The sequence below is a fragment of the Alicyclobacillus acidocaldarius subsp. acidocaldarius DSM 446 genome (assembly GCF_000024285.1).
GTDB lineage: Bacteria > Bacillota > Bacilli > Alicyclobacillales > Alicyclobacillaceae > Alicyclobacillus > Alicyclobacillus acidocaldarius.
Window position 1 is genome coordinate 2,747,713 of the sequence record NC_013205.1, and the last position, 20,856, is coordinate 2,768,568.

Here is a 20,856-nt window from a genome sequence, read left to right on the forward strand (position 1 = left end):
CACGGGCCGGGGTGGCCGTGCGGGGGCAGGAAGGATATTCACACCACGGCCTGCAGCGCCTCTTCGAGGACGTGCACGATGTGCCGCAGTTCCTCCTCCGACACCACAAACGGAGGACAAAGCGTGATGACGTTGTTGCCGCCAGGCGTCGTGTCTCCGGTTTTGCCGACGATCACGCCGCGCTTTCGGCACTCGGATACGACCTGCGCCGTGAGAGAGGCCGAGGCAGGCGCCTTCGTCTCGCGGTCCTCCACGAGCTCGATGCCCGCGAGAAGCCCGAAGGTCCGGATATCGCCCACCACCTGAATCCCGCGCAGGCGCTGGAGTTCCGCCGCGAGCACCTCCCCCAGGTGGCGGGCGCGATCCACGAAGCCTTCCGCTTCCATGATGTCGAGCGTCGCAAGGGCCACCGCGCACGCGGCCGGATGGCCGCCGAACGTGTTCACGTGGCGAAGGTGCGCGTAGTCCTCGTCGCGGGCGAAGGCCTCGTCAAACAGGTCGGCCCGCACGGCCGTGGCTGCGAGCGGCAGGTAGCCGCTGGTGATGCCCTTGGCCATGGTCACGATGTCCGGCTGCACGCCGAAGCGCTGGTGGCCAAACCGAGCCCCGGTGCGGCCAAAGCCGCAGATCACCTCGTCCACAATCATCAGCGCGCCATGCCGGTGGCATATCTCCTTCACTTTCTGCAGATATCCATCGGGCGGCACGAGCACGCCCCCGCCCGTGATGACGGGTTCCAAGATGACCGCCGCGATGGTATCGTCGAATTCCCAGCGCATGACGTCGTCGATGTGCGCCGCACACTCCAGCGCGCACGTTGACGGCGTGCGGCCAAACGGGCAGCGATAGCAGTCGGGCGGCGGCACGTGCACGAAGCCCGGCGCCAGCGGCTCGTACCTGTACTTTCGCTCGAACTGCCCGGAAGCCGCGAGCGCGCCCATCGTGTTGCCGTGGTACGCGCGATAGCGCGAGAGGATCTTCCACCGATTCGGCTCGCCGCGCTGGGCGTGGTACTGCCGGGCGATCTTAAACGCGACCTCGTTCGCCTCCGAACCGCTGTTCGAGAAGAACACGCGGTACTCCGCGCCAAGCCAGTCGCTGAGCTTCTCGGCGAGTTGAATGGCCGGCAGATGCGTGTTCGTGAGAGGATAATACGGCATCGTGGTCAATTGCCGGTGCGCCGCCTCCGCCAGCCTCGGCTGGGAATACCCGAGATTCACGCACCAGAGCCCCGACATCGCATCAAGGTAACGCCGCCCCTCTGCGTCCACGACCCAGGCGCCGTCCCCCTCCACAATAGCCATCGGGTTCTGCGCCGCGGCGTACGTCACCATGCCGTGCCACACGTACCGCCTGTCCTTCTCGAGCCACGCCGGCGCGCCCGCGCCAAGCACCTCTTCTTCCACCGACATGGGCATCCCTCACTCGCAGAAAAATCCGAATCAGATTGAGACCAGTGTACCATACGTCTCCGGCCTGCGATCTCGGTAGAATTGCCATCGCGCGTTGTTCCATGGAAAGCTATTGATTTCCAATCGTAGTGAATGGTAATACGATCACATCACCCGCATGGCAGGAAAAAGCCATGTGACGCTTCCATGGAAATGCAGGACGTCCGCCGCGGCGTGGTGCAGTCACACGTGACTCGCCGTCGGCTTATCGCGATGCTCTGCGCCCTCGGGCTGCGATGTGGCGGGGGGCGACAGTCCTGACCTTCCTCCCCATGCCTTTTCTCTGCTCAAAAACGAACGGGCGAATCCAGGCTTTTGACCCGAATTCACCCGTGCTCTACGGAACAACTTCTTTACTCAGGGAAGAACTTATTTTGCTGGGGAAGGATTTGATTTTGCGAAGATAGCTCTTCCCAGTTCGCCCGCATCGTTCATTCCACCGTCACGCTCTTCGCTAGGTTTCGCGGTTTGTCGACGTCGTTCCCCCGCGCCACCGCGGCGTAGTACGCCAGCAGTTGCAGCGGAATCACCGCCGCCACGGGCGCGAGAAGCGGCATCGTCTTCGGCAGATAGATCACTTCGTCCACCGTCTTCTCGAGGTCCTCGTTGCCCACCCACGTGAGCCCGAGGACGAACGCGCCGCGCGCCTTCACCTCGACGATGTTCGACAGCGTCTTCTCGTACAGTTCCGGCTGCATCGCGAGCGCAATGACCGGCACGCCATCCGTGATGAGCGCCAGCGTCCCGTGCTTCAGTTCGCCCGCCGCGTACGCCTCTGCGTGAATGTAGGAGATTTCCTTGAGCTTCAACGCGCCTTCGAGCGACACCGCGTAGTCGATGCCGCGCCCGATGAAGAACGTGTCGTGCGCATCCTTGTAACGCTTCGCAAACGACTCAATTTGCGGCGCCGTGTCCAGCACCTGCTCCACAACCTGCGGCAGATTGTCGAGCGCCGCCAGCACCTCGCGCGCCTTCTCCTCCGCGAGCGTGCCGCGGCTCAGGCCAAACCGCACGGCCAACAGGTACAGCGCCACGAGCTGCGTGGTGTACGCCTTCGTCGAAGCCACGGCGATCTCCGGCCCCGCCCACGTGATGATGGTGCTGTCCGCCTCGCGCGCGGCCGAGCTGCCGACCACGTTCGTGATGGCCACCACGCGCACGCCGCGCTTCTTCATCTCCCGCATCGCCGCGAGCGTGTCCGCTGTCTCCCCCGACTGCGTGATGGCGATGACCAACGTGTTATCCGTCACGATGGGGTCGGAGTACCGATATTCCGACGCGATCTCCACGTTGACCGGGATGCGCGCGAACGCCTCGATCGCGGCCTTGCCCACGAGGCCCGCGTGCCACGACGTGCCGCACGCGACGATGTGAATCCGGTCGATGGCGCGGATGTCCTCGTCCTGAAGGCCGAGTTCAGGCAGCTCCACGCGGCTGAGATCGTCCGACACCCGGCCGCGAAGGGTATCCCGAACCGCGCGCGGCTGCTCGTGGATCTCCTTCAGCATGAAGTGCGGATAGCCCCCGCGCTCCGCGCTGACCGCGTCCCAGGTGACGTGATACACCTCTTTCTTCACCGGCTCGCCATCCATCGTGAAGCACTCGACGCCGTCGCGCCGCAGGACGGCCATTTCGCCGTCCTCCATCACGTAGATGTCGCGCGTGTATTCCAGGATAGCCGGGATGTCCGACGCCACAAAGTTCTCCTTCTCGCCGAGGCCGATGATCATCGGGCTTGCGCGGCGAATGGCGACGATCTCGTCCGGATGGTCCTTCGCCATGACGACGAGCGCGTACGCGCCGCGGATCCGCTTGCCGACCGCGATCATGGTCTCGAACAGATCGCCGTTGTACATCTCTTCAATGAGGTGCGCCACGACTTCCGTGTCGGTCTCCGACCGGAACTCGTGCCCGAGCGCCATCAGCTCTTCGCGCAGCGAGAGATAGTTCTCCACAATGCCGTTGTGCACGATGGCGAATCGGCCGCTGCAGTCCTGATGCGGATGCGCGTTCTCGTCCGACGGCTTGCCGTGCGTCGCCCACCGCGTGTGGCCGATGGCGATGTGGCCCGAGATGGGCATCTCAGCGAGCTTTTCCTCCAGATTCGACAGGCGGCCCACCGCCTTCACAATCCGGATGTTCCCGTCCGCCAGCGCAGCCACGCCCGCGGAATCATAGCCGCGGTATTCGAGCTTCGCCAAGCCGCCCACGACGACGTCTTTGACATTCCTGGGGCCGATATAGCCGACAATTCCACACATGAAGCAGGTATCCTCCTTCATCCGATCTGCTCGCCTCTGTCCCACCGGTCGCCCGGTGGATTTCAGGCTTCGCTTGCGGCGCGATCGGATTGGCGCCGGGAGGCATCCGCCGAATCTTTCGCCAACCTCCTCCGCGTCAACTCGGCCGCCGCCGAGTCCGGGCGCTTCCCATGCGCTGCGTATCAGATTCACAGCCGCATGTGACATTCTACGAGAAAACGCCCATCCGGTTCCTCGCCTGGCATCCCTCCCTTCAGCGAGCCACGCTTCACGCGCCGAGCTCCGCCTGGATGACCTGGACAATGTCGCCGACCACGCGGCGCAAGAGCTTCTCATCGAGACCCTCGACCATGACGCGCACGAGGTTCTCGGTCCCCGACTCGCGCACGAGCACGCGCCCGCTCTCGCCGAGATCGGCCTCTGCCCTGCGCAGCGCGTCCTGGATGGCCGCGTTGTCACGCCAGGCGCGCTTGTCACGCACGCGCACGTTCTCCAGGATCTGCGGGTAGCGAATCATGACGCGGGACAGCTCGGATAGCCGCTTGCCGCTCTCCACCATGGTCTCCACCAGCTTCACGGCTGTCAGCATGCCGTCGCCGGTGGTGGTGTGATCGAGCAAGATGATGTGCCCGCTCTGCTCGCCGCCGAGCGACGCGCCTTCCTCCCGCATCCGCTCCATCACGTACCGATCCCCCACGGCCGTGCGCAGCACGGTGATGCCGAGATCGCTCATGGCCTTCACAAAGCCGAGGTTGGACATGACCGTGGCGACGACCTTGTCTCCGCGCAACTCTCCCTTTTCCTTCATGGCGCGCGCGAGAATGGCCATAATGAAGTCGCCGTCCGCCACCTCGCCGTTCTCGTCCACCGCGATGCAGCGATCCGCATCCCCGTCGAACGCGAGCCCCACGTCCGCGCCGTGCTGCAGCACCGCACGCTGCACGATGTGCGGATGGGTCGACCCACAGTCGACGTTGATGTTCACGCCGTCTGGATTCGCGTGAATGACGATCACGTCCGCGCCGAGCCGCCGGAACACCTCGGGCGCGATAAAAGAAGCCGCGCCATTCGCGCAGTCGAGCACCACCTTCAGCCCGTCGAATCGCACGCGGGCGGCCTGCACCAGAAAGCGCATGTACGCCTCCGTCGCGGGCTCGTCGTACATCCGGCCCACGCCGTCACCGATGGGCCTCGGCAGCGTATCGGCTTCTTCGGCCAGCAGGGCCTCCATCCGCTCCTCCATCTCGTCCAGGAGCTTGAACCCGTCGCCGCCGAAAAACTTGATGCCGTTGTCGGCCACCGGGTTGTGGGACGCCGAGATCATCACGCCCGCGTCCGCCCGTAGAAGCCGTGTCAGATACGCCACGCCAGGCGTGGAGATGACGCCGAGCCGGAGCGCATCCACGCCCATTGACAAAATTCCGCTCACCAGCGCCGTTTCCAGCATGTCACCCGAAATCCGGGTATCCTTGCCGACGACGATGCGCGATCCCGGCCGACGCGCCGTCAGCACATACGCGCCGACGCGCCCCAGCCGGAACGCAAGCTCCGGCGTGAGCTCCTGATTCGCCACGCCGCGCACGCCGTCCGTTCCAAACCACCTGCCCACCGATGCACGCTCCTCTCTCACAACGCAAACATTGTGCCACAGAAGGCGGTTCGTGCAAAGATGCAGTCTTTGGCGGGTCACGGCATCGCCTGCACGGTGGCCGTCCGCGCGGAGATGCTGACCGCGGACAGCCCCGCGGGCAGGTGGACCTGGATGGGCAGCGAGGCCGTGCCACGGCTCATGCCGGATGCATCCACGTACGCCTGAACCGCGCTCGCGTCCTTCTCGACGGCTTGCACGGCCGACTGCGCCCCCGCCACCGTGACGGTCACGGTCCGAGGGCCGAGCAGGCGCACGCCCGTCGCCCCCGTGATGGTCACCGGCACGTTTTGAAGGGTGTAGACCGCCGACGGCTCCACGTCGATCACGGCCGTCACCGCCGCGGGCGACACGCTCGTCATGCCCGGCAGGAGCGGAACCGGGACCGACACCGTCGTCGACTTGGCGAGGCCCGTCACATCGATGGGCACGCGCAACCCGCCCTGCGGGAGCTGACCTGCAGGCAGCCCCTGTTCCACAGCGCTCGTCGGTTCCAAGCGGACCGACGCGATGGCGTACCCCGCCGCAGGCAGGCCCGTCACGGCGGGTGTCAGTTTGACGGTCTGGCTGGCCGACGTCACCGGCAGCGTCACCGCAATGGCGGACGGCGTCACGGTCACGCCCGGCACCGCCTTGCCCGCCCCATCCAGGGGCAAGAGATCCACGAGCTTCGTCTCCGTCTGCGAAAGCCCGCTCGCGTCCACCACGCCTGCGACTTCCGCAACCGACTGCACGCTGGATGCGGCGCCCGAGATTTCGACCACGCCCGCGCCAATCTGTGGCTTGCCGAGCACGTAACCCTGACTCGGCGCCCCCACCACGCTCAGCCGGATGGGCCGCTCCACGGTCACCTTCGGCTCCAAGGTCACCGTGATGGTGGCCGGCGAGAGCGTGTAACTTCGCACGCTGGCCGGCATGTTGATGGCCGCCACGTGCAGAGTGTAGGTGCCAGCGCCCAGGTCCTGCGCATTCGCGACGATCTCGGCTTTCGTCATGTCGGTGGCGAGCGTCGGCAGCCTCAGGAGGCTGGTGGTCACCCGAGCGGTGACCGTCGGCACCTGGGACACCAACACCTCATCCGCGGAGGTCTCCACTCGAACCGGAAGTTCAAACGACTCGGTGACCCCCGTCGAGGCCTGCTGGCTGCCGCCCTGCTCGGCGTGCACCGCCAGCCACAGGATGCACGCGAGCACGAGCGCGATGATCCGAAGCGCCACGTTGTTGTTCAGCAGCCGATCCATCATCGCGACTCCGCCTTTCGATTCCAGAAAGAAAGCGCACTCGTCTTCTGCGGGACGAGCAGCTTCATCAACAGCTCATTCAACCGCTCCTCATCCAGGTGGCTGTGCATCACGCCATCCACACAGACGGACACCTGCCCCGTCTCCTCGGACACAATGACGCTCACCCCGTCCGACTGCTCCGTGATGCCGAGCCCGGCGCGGTGCCGCGTGCCGAGCTGCTTGTCCAGGTTGCGGTTCTCCGTGAGCGGCAGCACACATCCCGCGGCCATGATCTGCGTCCCCCGCACGATCACGGCCCCGTCGTGCAGCGGCGTGTTGGGAATGAACAGGTTGATGAACAACTCCGTGCTGACGCGCGCCTCCAGGCGCGTCCCCGTCTCGATATATTCGTTCAGGCCCGTCTGGCGTTCGATGACGATGAGCGCCCCCGTTTTCGTCTTCGCGAGCACCTGACAGGCCTTGACAATCTCGTTCACCGTGTGCACCATGTTCGGTTCCTCATGCAGGAGGAGATTGAAGTTCCACAGGCTTCCGCGCCCCAGTTGCTCGAGCGCGCGCCGAAGTTCGGGTTGAAACACCACGGGAATCGCAAACAGCCCAATCTCGATGATGCGATTCAGAAGCCAGTTGGAGGCGGACAGGTTGAGCAGGCTCGAGACCATGGTCACGACCACGACGACAATGACACCCTTCAGGAGCTGAACCGCTCGAGTGCCGCGGATGAGAAGCAACAGGTAGTAGATCATGAAGGCCACGAACAGGATGTCGATGACGTCCTTGAAGCCAAAGTCCCGGATTGCCGCGAACCACGCGTCCATACAAAGCCCCCTGACCGTCGGGGAGTCTCTTTCCCATTGTTTCCTACCCGAGGCCCCGAGTCAAGACAGCTACTTCCAACCGCGCGTTCACGCCCGCCACGCAGCCCGCCCGCGCGTGGCCCGCGTGCGCTCCTTCGATCGCGCCCGCTGCAGCGCGCGAAAAAACGCCTTCGCGAGCGCCTCGTGTCCCTCGTCCGTCGGATGAATCGGATTGCGGAACAGGCGCAGATCCCGGAACTGCCCACTTCGGTAGTGCTCGACATAGGCCGGCTCGTGCCCGCGAAACGCCTTGTAGGTCTCCACCACCACGAGCCCGTGACGAAGCGCGATCCGGCGGACGCGATCGTTGTACTCCTGCGTCACCTCCTCGGCCAAGGCGAAATTCGGAAAGGGATTGTAGAGGGTCGCAATACCGAACGTGCTGTGCGGGCGTTTGCACCATTCCACCAAGCGCTCCACGTCCTCCTCAGAGCGGCGCATGACGTCCTGAATGAGATCGGCTCGCCGCGTGAGGATCGCCGGCGCGCTTCGCAGGAGATCGTTTCCGCCGATCATGAGCGTGACGATCTCGGCCTCCTCGACGATACAGGGCGGGAGGTCCTGAAGCGATTTGAACAGCTGCCTCGCCGTCCACCCCGGCTTCGCCTGGATATGCAACGTCGTGCGGACCTGGCGGGCGAAGCGGGCGCGAAGGCGCTGCGCAAAGCTCTTCTCCGGCGCACTCGCACCGTAGCCATATGTAATGGAGTCGCCGAGCGCGAGCATCAGCATGATCATCGCCTCCTGGGTGAGTCGCTGATCGTAAGCTATGGGCTTTCCCGGCGATTGGTCACAAGAGGCGCCCACGCGCCGGTGGCGAGATCGCATAGGCGGTGCGGCCGCTGCAAACACTGCAGGCAGAATCACAAGGGAGGTTGGCCAATGCGGAGCTTCTGGAAGCGACTTCGCGCGGGCGTCGCCGCGCTCACGGCCGCATGCGTGTGCGCCGTGTCGTGCATGAGCCTGCAAGCCGGGTCGGTGCGCGCCGCCGATACGAAGGCTCAGGCCCCGAAGGCCGTGTACAAGGTGGATACGAAGGAGAAAGTGGTGGCCCTGACCTTTGACATCTCCTGGGGGCATCGCACGCCCGAGCCGGTGTTGGAGACGCTGAAGAAATGCGGTGTGACGAAGGCGACGTTTTTTCTGAGCGGGCCCTGGACGATGCACCATCCCGAGATCGCCAAGAAGATCAAGGCCATGGGCTATGAAATCGGGAGCCACGGATACCTGCACAAGGACTATTCGAATTACCCGGATTCCTGGATCCGAGAGCAGGCGATGCTCGCGGACAAGGCCATTCAGCAGGTCACGGGCGTGAAACCGAAGCTGTTCCGGACGCCGAACGGCGACCTCAATCTGCGGGTCATTCGCTGTCTCACGAGCATGGGCTACACGGTGGTACAGTGGAACACCGACTCGCTCGACTGGAAGAACCCAGGCGTGGACGCGATTGTCAACCGGGTGACGAAGCGGGTGGTGCCGGGCGACATCGTGCTGATGCACGCCAGCGACTCTTCGAAGCAGATCGTGGAGGCGCTGCCGAGGATCGTCGAAAATCTGCGCCAGCAGGGGTATCGGTTTGTGACGGTATCCGAGCTCCTGGCGGGCGCCAACGTGCAGTCCAAAGTGCAGTGACCGGTTTGGGTGCCATCGCGGCCGCCCGGGATAGGTCGGCGGGCCGAGTCGCATACTGACGGTAAACCGGGTGTTGAGGAGGGGCTTGGCGTGAACAACAGGCTTGCGCGCCTCGTGGCAATCGGGCTCGCGGCTCTCGCCGTCACTGGCTGTGGCATGAACGCCGGGGCTGACGTGAGCGCAAGCGGAGAGGGCGGGGGCGGGAATTACACACAGACGAAACAGATGGTCGTGGACATCCTCAATTCAAAGGAAGGCCAGCAGGCGCTCTTGGACACCCTGAAAAATCCGGAGTTCAAAAATCAGCTCATCGCTTCACCTGACGAGGTGAAACAGGCGCTCACCGACTTCATTCAGTCGAAACAGACCCAGACCTTTCTGACCGAGGCCGCCAAGGACCCGCAGTTCGCGGCGGCGCTCGCCAAGGCCGCGCAGCCCGAGCTCAAGGATACCGTCGAGAGCCTGATGAAAGATCCGAACTTCCAGCAGGACATGCTGGTGCTCCTGCAATCGAACGAGTTCATGAAGTCCCTGCAGACGATGATGCAGGGACCTGAATTTCGATCCGAACTGCAGAAGGTGATTCTCCAGACCCTCGCCTCGCCGACGTTCCAGGTTCAGTTCCAGCAGACCGTGCAGGACGCTGTGCAGAAGGCGATGCAGGCCGGACAGGCCACGGCAGGGGGACAAGGCCAGGGCGAAAAGGGCGGATCGCAGGAGAAGTCGAGCAATTCGTCGGAGGAGTCGGGATCGTCCTCGTGATGAAGGTCGAAGAGGCCGTGAAACAAAGCGGCACAAGGGCGCCGAGTCATGTCGCGGCCCGGCGCGCTTGTGCCGTTTGATATTGACGCCCAGCTTCACGTTGACGCCCGGCGCTGACGGACGATCACGCCCGGAGTTCGCGGTTCTGAGCGAGACCCATGGCCTCCGCGACGCGATCGGCCAGCTTAGCAAAGACCTGCCCGTGCAGGGACTCGGCGGAAAAGATCCCCGCGCGCTCCTTCTCCTGATTCGCAATCGGGATCTCGGCGAGGAGGGTCGTGTTGAGCGCCGCGGCGACGCGCTCCCCACCGCCCCGGCCGAACAGGTACGCAGTCTCTCCGCACGAGTCGCACACGAAGTAGGCCATGTTTTCGACGACGCCGATGACCTGGTGATTCGTGCGCACGCCCATCAGACCCGCGCGCACCGCCACCTCAGCCGCGGCGGCCTGCGGGGTGGTGACGATGAGCTGCTTGCTCTGCGGCAGAAGCGTGTGCACATCCAGCGCCACGTCGCCCGTGCCCGGCGGCAGGTCCAGCAGCACGATGTCCACGTCGCCCCAGTGGACCTGCCCGAAAAAGCTGCGCAGCGTCTTGCCCAACATCGGGCCGCGCCACACCACGGGCGTGTTCTCAGGCACGAAGAACTGCATGGACATGATCTTCACGCCCTCGGCCTGCACGGGCATGATCAGATCCTCGATGGTCGCCGGCTTCACGCCCTCGATGCCGAAGATGACCGGGATGCTGAAGCCGTAGATGTCCGCATCGATGAGCGCCACCCGGTAGCCCTTTCGCGCGAGGGCAACCGCCAGATTGGCCGTCACGGTGGACTTGCCGACGCCTCCCTTGCCGGAGGCGATGGCGAGGAATTGCCGCCCCTGCTCCCGCAGGATGGGCGGAAGCTCGGCCTGCTGCGCTTCGGCGTTCGCCCGCCCCATGCCGCGCACCTTGGCGGCGAACTGCGCGCGCTGTTCGTCCGTCATGTGACCCACGCGCACCTCGATTTCGGTCACGCCTTCGAGTTGCGACAGGCGCTCCCGGATTTCCCGCTCAATGACGTTGGACAGCGGGCAGCCGCGGATGGTGAGCAACACGTCCACGGTGACCTTTCCGCCTTCGATCTCGACCGACGGCACCATGTCCAACTCCACGATGCTGCGGCCGACCTCCGGATCCTTCACGTCCCGGAGCGCCTCGATGACCTGCTCGCGAGTCACCATCTATCGAAAAACCTCCTTGTCCGCAAACACCTCGGAAAAACACACGCGACACTGCGTTTAGTGTACATCATCAGGCGGGGGAAACCAAACGCGCGGAGACCACCTGGTAGGAGTTCACGCCTTGATCCAACCAGTTGATCACGTAGCGAGGCCACGGCTGTTCCTGGCCCACGAACCACATGGACCAACCCGGTTCGAGCGTGTAAGGCGGGTCGGCGAGCGGGCGCGGTGGGACGGACGAAGGTGCCCGCGGGCCGATGTAGAGGATGGGCAGAAGATCGCCCTCCCAGCTCCGAATGACGATGTGCGTGAGGACGCTGGAGGACCGATTGGTCAGGACGTAGACAGGGCGCCCTTCCCAGTCGAAGGGCGCCCGTTCGAGGACGAGAGGCAACGTATGGCCTGACGACGTCTCCGCGCGCGCGGCGGATGCCGGGCGCCCGACGAGATCGGCCGCTAAGGGAGACCAAGCCATGAGCCCGAGCCCCCCGATGGCTGCGGCCATGAGCCATGCCAATCCTCGCTGCCGCAATGCCGCTCCCTCCCGCTGCGATTAGCCGTCGTCCTCCGGCACTTGCTCTACGGCCGGATCGCTGAAGTAGCGAACCAGGGCTTCGTACATGGCGAAGGCCACGCGCTCCTGATAGGCGTCCGTGGTGAGCGCGCGCGCCTCCTCCGGGTTCGACACAAATCCGATTTCCGCCAGAACCGTGGGCCCTTCGATGCGCTTGAGAAGGAAGAGCGTCCGATTCGACTGCACATCGCGGTGCGTCGGCAGAAGCTCCGTCCGAAACGCCTCCTGCATCACGGTTGCGAGCTGCTTGGCGTGCGGATTCGTCTTCAGGTACAGGACCTGAGCGCCACGCCAGTCGGGAGATGGTGCGCTGTTGCAGTGAATCGAAACAAAGGCGTCGACGCGCTGGCGGCGAACCACGTTCAATCGGCCGCGCAGATCGCCCAAATGGCGCTGTCTCATGGCGCGATCGCGCTCTGTGGCGAGGTCGGTGTCCGTGGTCCTTGTCATGATGACGATGGCGCCGCCCTGCTGCAGGTAGCGCGCGAGCTTGAGCGCAACGGAGAGTGTGATATCCTTCTCCTCAATTCCGCCGACGCCTCGCGCTCCGGAGTCGCGGCCGCCATGGCCTGCATCCACGACGATGACCTTGCCCTGGATGCCGGTCGCTTGAACACCTGGATTCACCCTATGCTGAAGCGGACGAAACCATGCCGCCCGCGCATCCTGTACGGGTACCACGAGGGAGGTCGCCCCCACGAGCATCGCCATCGCAGCGAACGCGAGCGGCACGTGCCTGTGCTTCCCGTGCATGATCATGCCCCCTCCGGCGCAACGTGCTGCCCTCAGTGTGCGCAGCCGGGCGCCAGATCATGAGGCGCCGCTCGCGTGGAGGGGTAGAGTGACAGAGCTGAAGTGCGATGGCGGCCCGCGATGCGCGCCCCCGCCGCCAAGCCGCGAAAAAGGCTGCCCCCATCCCAGTGACGCCGGGATAGGAACAGCCTCTCCAACACAACGTGCCGCCGCGTGTCGCGACTCAGCGCTTCGAGAACTGTGGCGCGCGACGCGCAGCCTTGAGCCCGTACTTCTTGCGCTCCTTCATGCGCGCATCGCGAGTCAAGAGTCCTGCGCGCTTCAGCGTCGGGCGCAGATTCGGATCCACTTTCAGCAGGGCGCGAGCGATGCCGTGACGGATGGCCCCCGCCTGCCCGGAGATCCCCCCGCCGCGCACGTTCACGTACACGTCGTACTGCCCCACCGTGTCCGTGAGCAACAGCGGTTGCTTGACAATCAGCTTCAGCGACTCGAGCCCGAAGTACTCGTCCATCGGCCGCTTGTTCACCATAATCTTGCCGTCGCCCGGAAGAAGGCGCACGCGAGCGACGGAGGTCTTGCGACGGCCCACAGCCCAGTATTGAACGCTTGCCAAGTTGCAGCCCCTCCTTTACTCCCGCGTCTCGCCGGGTACGAACGGAATCGGTTTTTGCGCCGCATGCGGATGCTCAGGCCCCGCGTAGATGTGGAGCTTCTTCAGTTGCTGACGGCCGAGCGAGTTGTGCGGCAGCATGCCGCGCACGGCATAGTACAGCACGCGCTCCGGGTGCGTATTCAGCATGGTGCGCGCCGTGGTGACCTTGAGACCGCCCGGGTAACCGGAGTGGCGGTAATACTTCTTCTGATCCAGCTTGCGGCCCGTGAACACAACCTTGTCCGCATTCACGACGATGACAAAATCGCCCGTGTCGACGTGGGGCGTGAACTCGGGTTTATGCTTCCCTCGCAAAATCATCGCAATCTGCGTCGCCAAGCGGCCCACGCGCCATCCCGTGGCATCAATGACGTACCACTTGCGCTCGACGGAGCCGGGCTTCGCCATGTATGTCGTACGCATCAACGTTCCCTCCGAACGATGCAATTTGACCTACCGATGGAACGGGGGAATCGAGTGGGTCAAATACCTGCACAATTTTATTATAAATCGTCAGCCAGATCAATGACCTTCCCGCCATACTCAGGCGGATACTCCACGTTCCACAGACACAAGCCGTGCGGCGGCGCCGTCTCGCCGGCGAGCCGCCTGTCCCGAGCCTCCAAGATGAGCGGAATTCGATCCGGCCTCTCTTGACCTCGGCCGACCTTCACCAAGGTGCCCACCAAGATCCGCACCATGTATTGCAGGAACCCGTTTCCCTCGAATTCGATATGGAGGCGCGATCCGTCCTGCCGGAACTCGACGCGGTCGATCCGGCGCACCTTATCCCGCTGCCGCGCCTCGGCCGCACAGAACGAGGTGAAGTCGTGCTCGCCCAGGAGATGGCGTGCCGCCTCTTGCATCGCGGCGAGATCGAGCGGTTCCGGATGATGCCAGCTGAATCGGTACCAGTAGAGGCTCGGCAGAGGGGCCAAATCCAGCGTGTACCGGTAGGTCTTTCGGACGACGGAAAAGCGTGCGTGGAACCCCTCGTCCACCTCGCCCGCATCTCGAGGCAGCAGATCGGCAGGCAGTCGCCGGCGCAACACGTGCACCATCCGATCCGCAGGCGGGCCGTACGGCAGGTCGAAGTGGACCACCTGAGCGCGCGCGTGCACGCCCCGATCCGTCCGACCGGAGCCTTCGACGAGGATGTCCACGCCGAGCATGCGCCTTAGCTCGTCTTCCAGCACGCCCTGAACCGTGCGCAGGCCTTCTTGACGGGCAAAGCCGTGGAAGCCCGACCCGTCATAGCCCAGCACGAGTCGTATGCGGCGCCCACGGCTCACATGCCCCACCCTCACACGAGTTCGATCACGACCATCGGCGCAGCGTCACCGCGGCGCGGGCCCACCTTCACGATGCGCGTGTACCCGCCGTTGCGGTCCTTGTACCGCAGCGCGATGTCCCCGAACAGCTTCTGAATCGCGTCCGGGCCCTCGCCGAGCGGCGACAGCTTTTCGCGTCGCACGTAGCGGGCCACCAGGCGGCGCGAATGCAGGTCGCCCCGCTTCGCCAGCGTGATCATTTTCTCCGCGATCGAGCGCAGTTCCTTGGCCTTGGCTTCGGTCGTCTGAATGCGCTCGTACAGGAACAGATCCGTCACAAGGCTGCGAAACAGCGCCTTGCGGCTCGAAGAGGTCCGATTCAACTTGCGATATGCCATGCGTCTCCCTCCCTTGCTGCGAATCGCTCAGTCGTCCTTGCGTAAACTAAGTCCAAGGGCATGCAACTTCTCGACCACTTCCTCCAGCGACTTGCGGCCGAGGTTGCGGACCTTCATCATCTCTTCTTCCGACTTCGCGCAGAGCTCCGCCACCGTGTTGATGCCCGCGCGCTTCAGGCAGTTGTAGGAGCGCACCGACAGGTCCAGCTCCTCAATCGGCATGTCGAGGATCTTGTCGTTGTGCGCGTTCTCCTTTTCGACCATGAGATCCGTGTCCCGCGCCCGATCCGTCAGACCGACAAACAGCATCAAGTGTTCCGTCAGGATCTTTGCTCCGATCGAGACCGCCTCGTCCGGCGCCACGCTTCCGTCCGTCCACACCTCGAGCGTGAGTTTGTCGTAGTCCGTGATCTGACCCACGCGCGTGTTCTCCACGGAGAAGTTCACGCGCGAGATGGGCGAGTACAACGAGTCGATGGGAATGAGCCCAATCTCCTGCTCCTCCGGCTTGTTGCGGTGTGCCGGCACGTATCCGCGCCCCCGGCCGGCGCGCATCTCCATGTAGATGCGCGCGCCCTCGGTCAGCGTCGCGATGTGCAGGTCAGGATTCATGATGTCGACGTCCGAATCCGCGCGGATGTCGCCAGCCGTCACCACTCCCGGGCCCACGGCGTCGATGATCAGCGTCTTCTCTTCGTCGGAATGAATTTTCAACGAGAGCCGTTTGAGATTGAGAATGATCTCGGTGACATCCTCGACGACCCCAGGAATCGTGGAGAACTCGTGCAGCACGCCCTCGATCTTCACCGACCGCACCGCTGCCCCCGGGATAGAAGACAGCAGGATGCGGCGCAGTGAGTTGCCGAGCGTCGTCCCGTAGCCGCGCTCCAGCGGTTCGCACACGAACTTCCCGTAGTCGCCGGTTTGTTCCACAATCTCGATCCGCGGCTTCTCTATCTCGATCATTCCTAATCCTCCTTGGGAGTGGTACTCGTCGACGCTCGGAGCTGGCTAGACGATCCAGCGTTCACCCCGGATTAACGAGAGTAGAACTCGACAATTTGCTGCTCCTGCACCGGGGCGTCGATCTCGTCGCGCGCAGGGCGGCGCAGCACCTTCGCCGTCCAATTTTCGGCGTCGAGCTCCAGCCAGGCCGGGATGGTGCGGCTCGGAATCAGTTCGGCGAGCTCCTTCAGGCGGGCGTTGTCGCGGCTCTTCTCCCGAACCGACACCACGTCGCCCTCCTTCACCAGGAACGACGGAATGTCCACACGCCGGCCGTTCACCTGAATGTGGCCATGGCGCACCAACTGGCGAGCCTCCGCGCGGGACGCCGCAAAGCCAAGCCGGTACACGACATTGTCCAGGCGGCTCTCGAGCAGCTGGAGCAACGTCTCGCCCGTCACCCCGCGACGGCGAGCGGCCTCCTCGTAATAACGCTCAAACTGGTTCTCCAGCACCCCGTAGTAGCGGCGCGCCTTTTGCTTCTCCCGCAGCTGCATGCCGTATTCGGTGGTGCGCTTGCGACCTTGTCCATGTTGTCCCGGTGCGTACGGCCGCTTGTCGACAGCGCACTTCTCGCTGAAGCACCGCTCACCCTTCAGGTAGAGCTTGATGCCTTCGCGGCGGCACAGACGGCACACGGGCCCTGTATACCTTGCCATTCTAGGATGGACACCTCCAATAGTTGTTATACCTGTTCAACCCGCGGAATTCCGACGCCTCGTCAGACGCGGCGGCGCTTCGGCGGACGGCATCCGTTGTGCGGGATGGGCGTGACGTCTCGAATTCCCGTGATCTCGAGCCCCGCCGCCTGAAGCGAGCGAATGGCAGCCTCGCGGCCAGCCCCCGGGCCCTTCACCAGCACCTCGACCGACTTCATCCCGTGCTCCATCGCGGAACGCGCGGCGGCCTCAGCCGCGAGCTGCGCGGCATACGGCGTGCTCTTGCGCGATCCCTTGAAGCCCACCGTGCCGGCGGATGCCCACGAGATCACGTTGCCAGCCGGATCCGTGATGCTGACGATGGTGTTGTTGAACGTCGACTTGATGTGGGCCACGCCCACCTCGATGTTCTTCCGATCGCGGCGGCGCGGGCGAGCACTCGTCGACGAGCCACGGCGCTTGGTGACCTTATTTGCCAACGATGACACCTCCAGAGATTACTTCTTCTTGCCTGCGACCGTGCGGCGCGGACCCTTCCGCGTGCGCGCATTCGTCTTCGTGCGCTGACCGCGAACCGGAAGCCCGCGGCGGTGCCTTATGCCCCGATAGCAACCGATATCGATGAGCCGCTTGATGTTCATCGCCACTTCGCGGCGGAGATCGCCCTCGACCTTGTAGTTGCGCTCAATCTCTTCGCGCAACCGAACGACTTCGTCCTCGGTGAGATCCCGGACGCGCTTGTTCGGATCAATGCCCGTGGCCGCGAGGATCTTGTTGGACGTCGTGCGGCCGATGCCGTAAATGTACGTCAGTCCGATCTCGACGCGCTTATCGCGCGGCAAGTCGACGCCGGCAATACGTGCCATGTACAGACTGCACCTCCAATGTGCTTCGTCCGCGCTGGGCTTGTACAGGACCGCGCCTCGCGCGCTCTGCCGAGTCCAGCGACTCCATCAGTGATTTGTATGCAAACACGAAGACAGTCCCTTCACGCTCACCCGCGGGCGCATGTGCGATGCGGCCGCAGGCCGCGTGGAAGGACCAGCCGCGCTGTCTTCGTGGAAGCCCCGAACTTATCCCGCCGTGGCGGTTCCCATGGTCAGCCCTGGCGCTGCTTGTGTTTTGGGTTCTCGCAGATCACCATCACGTTGCCCTTGCGGCGAATCACTTTGCATTTCTCGCACATGGGCTTGACGGAAGGACGGACTTTCACACTTACCCCTCCTCCACTTGCGGTATCATACCGCAACGACTCCGCGAATGCCAGCACTCCATTACTTGTAGCGGTACGTAATCCTGCCACGGGTCAGATCGTACGGCGACAGTTCCACCGTGACGCGATCGCCGGGGAGGATCTTGATGTAGTGCATCCTGATCTTTCCCGACACGTGCGCCAACACCTTGTGCCCGTTCTCCAGCTCGACGCGGAACATCGCGTTCGGCAGCGGTTCAATGACCGTGCCCTCGACTTCAATCACATCGTCCTTTGCCATCTCATGTCCCCCCTTGCTCACGCTCTTGTCCGTTTGCCGTTTGCGCCTCCAACAACATTCTCACCGCGTGGCGGAGTTCCGCATTCGTCACGCGGCCGCCTTCCGCCAGCTTCTGGGCAATGCCTTCGGCCATCCGATGAATTCTCCGAACATGGGCCACGTTTTTCTTCTTCGGCTTCTCGACGCGTCGCACGTCACCGTCGGCAATCCGCACGAATCGATCGCCCTCGTGGGCGAGGACCACCGCGACGAGACCCGCGTCCCGCCCTTGAATCACCTCGACGTATGAACCGATCGGAGGGAGCTCCCGAGGTGCACCCATCGCGCTCTGCTTCACCTCTTAAACGGCGCCAGGGCCGCGACGACGTCCTCGTGTACCTTTTCGATCGGTTGCTCGCCGTCGATCCGCTTGAGCAGTCCCCGCTCCTCATAGTACGCAATGAGCGGTTCCGTCTGCTTGAACTGCTCAAGGCGAGTGGCGACCGCCTCCTCGGTATCGTCGGGGCGCTGGTACAGCTCGCCGCCGCACACGTCGCACACGCCTTCCACCTTCGGCGGCTGAAACTTGACGTGGTACGTCGCCCCACAGGACCGACATATGCGGCGACCCGTCAGGCGTTCCTTGAGCACCGAAGGATCGACGTGGATGTACAGGACGCGGTCGAGCGGCTTTCCCAGTTCCTGAAGCAAGTCATCGAGTGCCCGCGCCTGCGGAACCGTCCGCGGGAAGCCATCGAGCAGAAATCCCTTCTCCGCGTCCGGCTTCTGCAGCCTGTCGCGCACCACCGCGACAGTGGTCTCATCAGGCACCAAGCGCCCGGAGTCGAGATACGCCTTCACCTGTCGGCCGAGATCGCTCCCTGACGCGATAGCTTGCCGGAACATGTCTCCCGTCGAAACGTGGGGAATGCCGAACTCCGCCTGAATCTTCGCAGCCTGCGTTCCCTTTCCGGCGCCCGGCAATCCAATCAAAATGACCTGCACGGACATCCCCCTCCTTGCACGAGCGACCAGCGCTTGCCCTGTCACTCGCGGATGAATCCCCGGTACTGGCGCTGGAGCAACTGGCCTTCCATCTGCTGCATCGTCTGCAGCGCAACACCGACGAGAATGATCAGCGACGTGCCCTGAATGTTGTAATCGGTGAGGTTCATGGCGCCCAGAAGAATGAACGGCAATACGGAAATCACGCCCAGAAACACGGACCCGAACACGGTGACCCGGTTGATCACCTTCACGATGTACATCTCGGTCTCGTGCCCCGGCCGCACGCCCGGAATGAAGCCCGCATGCTTCTGCAGCTGTTCCGCCAGCTGCTGCGGGTTGATCTGAACGTGCGTGTAGAAGAACGTGAACAGGATGATGAGAATCACTTCCGCGCCCATGAACCACCCGGTCTGCGGGCTCAGATAGCGCAGAATGAACTCGGCCCAGTGATGCGATTGAAAGTACGACGCGATGGTATACGGCAGAAACAGGAGCGAGATGGCGAAGATCACCGGGATCACGCCAGCCGCGAGCAACTTGATGGGGATGTACGACTGCTGGCCCGAATAGACCGTCCGCCCCACCACGCGCTTCGCGTACTGCACCGGGATCTTTCGCTCCGCCTGCTGCACAAACACGATCAGCGCAAAGATGACGACGATCCCCGCGATCAGGATCAGCGTCTTCAAGATCCCGAGAAAGAGGTGCCCGGACTGATTCATGAACCAGTTGGCGTAGACCTCTTGCCCGAGCGTCGAGAAGCGAGACAGGATGCTCGTGAAAATCAGAAGCGAGATGCCATTGCCGACGCCCTTCTCCGTGATCATCTCGCCGAACCACATGAGGAGCGTGTCGCCGGCCGTCAGCGTGACGACAATCACGACATACGACCACCAGTTGTTGGCCCCCGGCAGCAAGAGCCCCGAGCGCGCAAACATGTACGTGAAGCCCGCGGCCTGCAGCAGACCGAGCGCCACGGTCAGGTAGCGGGTGACCTGGGTCAGCTTCTGCCGGCCCGATTCGCCCTCCTTCTGCCACTCCTCAAACCGCGGGATCACGCCCGATTGCAACAGCTGGACGATGATCGACGCGGTGATGTACGGCGTGACACTCATCGCGAAGATCGAAAAGCGATAGAATGCGCCGCCGGAAAACATGTTCAGCAAGCTGAACAGCGCGTTGTTTCCGGCCCCCGCATTCAGGGCGCTCACGTTCATGCCGGGCACCGGAATGTACGTCCCAATCCGGTACACGGCAAGAACCATCAGCGTGAACAGGATGCGTTTGCGCAGGTGCTTCAGGCGCCATAGGTTGGCGATGGCCTGCCACACGTCAGATCACCTCGACGGTGCCACCCGCGGCCTCAATCTTCGCCTGCGCCGAGGATGAGAACGCGTGGGCTTTCACCGTCAGGCTCACCTGCAACTCGCCCTTGCCGAGAATCTTGAGACCGTCCAGCGGTTCGCGAATGATCCGGCGCTCGAGCAACAGCTCCGGCGTCACCACCGTCCCGGCGGGGAAGACGTTCAGGCGATCCACGTTGACCGTCGCATACACCTTCTTGAAGCGGGCATTGGTGAAACCGCGCTTCGGCAGGCGGCGGAACAGCGGTGTCTGACCACCTTCGAATCCCGGGCGAACGCCACCGCCGGATCGCGCCCACTGGCCCTTCGTACCACGCGTGGACGTCTTGCCGTGTCCGGAGCTCGTGCCGCGGCCCACGCGCTTCTTGCGGTGCTTGGAACCTTCAGCGGGCTTCAGCTCATGCAGTTTCATCCGTCACACCTCCCTCTCACTCTTCGACCTCGGTCACTTCAACCAGATGGCGAATGCGGTTCACCATGCCGCGAATCACCGGCGTATCCTCTCGCACGACCGTCTGGTACAACTTGCGGAACCCTAGTGCCGCGGCCGTCTTGCGCTGCACCGGTTGGCGTCCGTTGGGGCTGTGAACGAGCCGAATTGCAAGCTTCCTCGCCAC

General features: G+C 63.7%; 26 protein-coding genes. 2 read left to right on the forward strand and 24 right to left on the reverse strand.

The annotated features are described in order from the left end of the window. Positions 1–38: 38 nt before the first annotated feature. From AACI_RS13230 to AACI_RS13255, 6 genes are all read right to left on the reverse strand, one after another. A complete protein-coding gene (locus tag AACI_RS13230) occupies positions 39–1,412 on the reverse strand; it encodes an aspartate aminotransferase family protein (protein WP_012811904.1) in 1,374 nt (457 codons plus the stop codon). Between the two features lie 470 nt (positions 1,413–1,882). Then, positions 1,883–3,712 carry a glutamine--fructose-6-phosphate transaminase (isomerizing) gene (gene glmS / locus AACI_RS13235; protein ID WP_012811905.1) on the reverse strand — a complete coding sequence of 610 codons (1,830 nt, stop codon included), beginning with the start codon at positions 3,710–3,712 and terminating at the stop codon, positions 1,883–1,885. Positions 3,713–3,980: 268 nt separating this feature from the next. After that, complete coding sequence (gene glmM, locus AACI_RS13240; protein WP_012811906.1) at positions 3,981–5,321, reverse strand: phosphoglucosamine mutase; 1,341 nt, start codon at positions 5,319–5,321, stop codon at positions 3,981–3,983. Positions 5,322–5,398: 77 nt separating this feature from the next. Then, positions 5,399–6,604, reverse strand: a complete 1,206-nt coding sequence (locus AACI_RS13245; RefSeq protein WP_012811907.1) for a CdaR family protein — start codon at positions 6,602–6,604, stop codon at positions 5,399–5,401. Next, on the reverse strand, positions 6,601–7,422 hold the full coding sequence (cdaA, locus tag AACI_RS13250) for a diadenylate cyclase CdaA (RefSeq protein WP_012811908.1): 822 nt from the start codon (positions 7,420–7,422) through the stop codon (positions 6,601–6,603). Before cdaA ends, AACI_RS13245 begins: the two co-directional genes overlap by 4 nt. A gap of 87 nt (positions 7,423–7,509) precedes the next feature. Further along, positions 7,510–8,193, reverse strand: coding sequence for an SGNH/GDSL hydrolase family protein (locus tag AACI_RS13255; protein WP_012811909.1), 684 nt, complete (start codon positions 8,191–8,193; stop codon positions 7,510–7,512). 150 nt (positions 8,194–8,343) lie between these two features. Here AACI_RS13255 and pdaB point away from each other — a divergent pair, with 150 nt between their 5' ends. Both pdaB and gerD read left to right on the forward strand, forming a co-directional pair. Beyond that, positions 8,344–9,096, forward strand: coding sequence for a polysaccharide deacetylase family sporulation protein PdaB (gene pdaB, locus AACI_RS13260; protein ID WP_012811910.1), 753 nt, complete (start codon positions 8,344–8,346; stop codon positions 9,094–9,096). A 90-nt stretch (positions 9,097–9,186) separates the two neighbouring features. Then, positions 9,187–9,858, forward strand: a complete 672-nt coding sequence (gene gerD / locus AACI_RS13265; protein WP_012811911.1) for a spore germination lipoprotein GerD — start codon at positions 9,187–9,189, stop codon at positions 9,856–9,858. Positions 9,859–9,982: 124 nt separating this feature from the next. Here the strand turns inward: gerD and AACI_RS13270 are convergent, their stop codons facing one another. From AACI_RS13270 to rpmD, 18 genes are all read right to left on the reverse strand, one after another. Then, positions 9,983–11,080, reverse strand: coding sequence for an Mrp/NBP35 family ATP-binding protein (locus AACI_RS13270; RefSeq protein WP_012811912.1), 1,098 nt, complete (start codon positions 11,078–11,080; stop codon positions 9,983–9,985). A 70-nt stretch (positions 11,081–11,150) separates the two neighbouring features. Further along, on the reverse strand, positions 11,151–11,612 hold the full coding sequence (locus AACI_RS13275; RefSeq protein ID WP_012811913.1) for a hypothetical protein: 462 nt from the start codon (positions 11,610–11,612) through the stop codon (positions 11,151–11,153). 21 nt (positions 11,613–11,633) lie between these two features. Next, a complete protein-coding gene (locus AACI_RS13280; RefSeq protein WP_012811914.1) occupies positions 11,634–12,407 on the reverse strand; it encodes an N-acetylmuramoyl-L-alanine amidase in 774 nt (257 codons plus the stop codon). Positions 12,408–12,630: 223 nt separating this feature from the next. Further along, positions 12,631–13,023, reverse strand: a complete 393-nt coding sequence (gene rpsI, locus AACI_RS13285) for a 30S ribosomal protein S9 (protein ID WP_012811915.1) — start codon at positions 13,021–13,023, stop codon at positions 12,631–12,633. Positions 13,024–13,038: 15 nt separating this feature from the next. Continuing rightward, positions 13,039–13,485, reverse strand: coding sequence for a 50S ribosomal protein L13 (gene rplM / locus AACI_RS13290; protein WP_012811916.1), 447 nt, complete (start codon positions 13,483–13,485; stop codon positions 13,039–13,041). Between the two features lie 80 nt (positions 13,486–13,565). Beyond that, positions 13,566–14,354: a tRNA pseudouridine(38-40) synthase TruA gene (truA, locus tag AACI_RS13295; protein WP_012811917.1), complete on the reverse strand. Its 789-nt coding sequence runs from the start codon at positions 14,352–14,354 to the stop codon at positions 13,566–13,568. Between the two features lie 11 nt (positions 14,355–14,365). Then, positions 14,366–14,731 (reverse strand): 50S ribosomal protein L17, encoded by a 366-nt coding sequence (rplQ, locus tag AACI_RS13300; protein ID WP_008339728.1) that lies wholly within the window; start codon positions 14,729–14,731, stop codon positions 14,366–14,368. Between the two features lie 27 nt (positions 14,732–14,758). Further along, positions 14,759–15,697 (reverse strand): DNA-directed RNA polymerase subunit alpha, encoded by a 939-nt coding sequence (locus AACI_RS13305; RefSeq protein ID WP_008339730.1) that lies wholly within the window; start codon positions 15,695–15,697, stop codon positions 14,759–14,761. Positions 15,698–15,768: 71 nt separating this feature from the next. Beyond that, a complete protein-coding gene (rpsD, locus tag AACI_RS13310; RefSeq protein WP_012811918.1) occupies positions 15,769–16,395 on the reverse strand; it encodes a 30S ribosomal protein S4 in 627 nt (208 codons plus the stop codon). A 62-nt stretch (positions 16,396–16,457) separates the two neighbouring features. Beyond that, a complete protein-coding gene (gene rpsK, locus AACI_RS13315; RefSeq protein WP_008339734.1) occupies positions 16,458–16,874 on the reverse strand; it encodes a 30S ribosomal protein S11 in 417 nt (138 codons plus the stop codon). Between the two features lie 18 nt (positions 16,875–16,892). Next, entirely contained in the window at positions 16,893–17,261 is a 369-nt protein-coding gene (gene rpsM, locus AACI_RS13320) for a 30S ribosomal protein S13 (protein WP_012811919.1), read from the reverse strand. A gap of 233 nt (positions 17,262–17,494) precedes the next feature. Further along, the gene (gene rpmJ / locus AACI_RS13325; protein ID WP_008339738.1) at positions 17,495–17,608 is read right to left on the reverse strand and encodes a 50S ribosomal protein L36; all 114 of its coding nucleotides are present in this window, start codon (positions 17,606–17,608) and stop codon (positions 17,495–17,497) included. A gap of 61 nt (positions 17,609–17,669) precedes the next feature. Beyond that, entirely contained in the window at positions 17,670–17,888 is a 219-nt protein-coding gene (gene infA, locus AACI_RS13330) for a translation initiation factor IF-1 (protein WP_006445797.1), read from the reverse strand. Position 17,889: 1 nt separating this feature from the next. Beyond that, positions 17,890–18,225, reverse strand: a complete 336-nt coding sequence (locus AACI_RS13335; RefSeq protein ID WP_081442651.1) for a KOW domain-containing RNA-binding protein — start codon at positions 18,223–18,225, stop codon at positions 17,890–17,892. Further along, a complete protein-coding gene (locus tag AACI_RS13340) occupies positions 18,222–18,872 on the reverse strand; it encodes an adenylate kinase (RefSeq protein WP_012811921.1) in 651 nt (216 codons plus the stop codon). The genes AACI_RS13335 and AACI_RS13340 overlap by 4 nt, the downstream gene beginning before the upstream one ends. Positions 18,873–18,913: 41 nt before the next feature. Further along, the gene (gene secY, locus AACI_RS13345; protein ID WP_012811922.1) at positions 18,914–20,206 is read right to left on the reverse strand and encodes a preprotein translocase subunit SecY; all 1,293 of its coding nucleotides are present in this window, start codon (positions 20,204–20,206) and stop codon (positions 18,914–18,916) included. A gap of 1 nt (position 20,207) precedes the next feature. Beyond that, positions 20,208–20,651 (reverse strand): 50S ribosomal protein L15, encoded by a 444-nt coding sequence (gene rplO / locus AACI_RS13350; RefSeq protein WP_008339756.1) that lies wholly within the window; start codon positions 20,649–20,651, stop codon positions 20,208–20,210. Positions 20,652–20,667: 16 nt separating this feature from the next. Continuing rightward, positions 20,668–20,856 (reverse strand): 50S ribosomal protein L30, encoded by a 189-nt coding sequence (rpmD, locus tag AACI_RS13355; RefSeq protein ID WP_012811923.1) that lies wholly within the window; start codon positions 20,854–20,856, stop codon positions 20,668–20,670.